The organism is Lonepinella koalarum (genome assembly GCF_004565475.1).
Taxonomy (GTDB): Bacteria; Pseudomonadota; Gammaproteobacteria; order Enterobacterales; family Pasteurellaceae; genus Lonepinella; species Lonepinella koalarum.
Map to the genome: position 1 here is coordinate 1 of NZ_SRHX01000045.1, position 527 is coordinate 527.

Consider the following 527-nt stretch of genomic DNA (forward strand, 5'->3'; position numbering starts at 1 on the left):
TGCGGTTGGATCACCTCCTTATATCAGTGGTCAGATAACAGGTGTCAGATGGCAGTGAGCTGATTTGACTTTGTTATTGATACCCAAGAAACTTGAAGCGATAGCAAGTGTTCACACAGATTGTTTGATAGAACGATGAAAGCAAGTATATTTCAGAAGAAATAATTGTGATGAGAAGTTAGGGTGTTCAGTTTTTCTGTCATCTGTCTTCTGTCATCCGTCTTCTGAACCCTGCGGGTCTGTAGCTCAGGTGGTTAGAGCGCACCCCTGATAAGGGTGAGGTCGGTGGTTCAAGTCCACTCAGACCCACCACTTTCAGATGTCAGAAGACAGAAGTCAGATGGCAGAGAAAGTAAACGTAGGGAACAGAAACAGCAACACTGTCATCTGACACCTGTTATCTGTTATCTGAATGGGGATATAGCTCAGCTGGGAGAGCGCCTGCCTTGCACGCAGGAGGTCAGCGGTTCGATCCCGCTTATCTCCACCAAAACTTGTTGGTCATCATTGTTAAGCGAATTGTAGGG

2 tRNA genes are annotated in these 527 nt (G+C 46.1%); both read left to right on the forward strand.

The features are described 5' to 3' along the window. Nucleotides 1–235: 235 nt before the first annotated feature. A tRNA-Ile gene (locus E0709_RS12190) sits at nt 236–312 on the forward strand. A 102-nt stretch (nt 313–414) separates the two neighbouring features. Then, nucleotides 415–490, forward strand: a tRNA-Ala gene (locus E0709_RS12195). Nucleotides 491–527 lie beyond the last annotated feature (37 nt).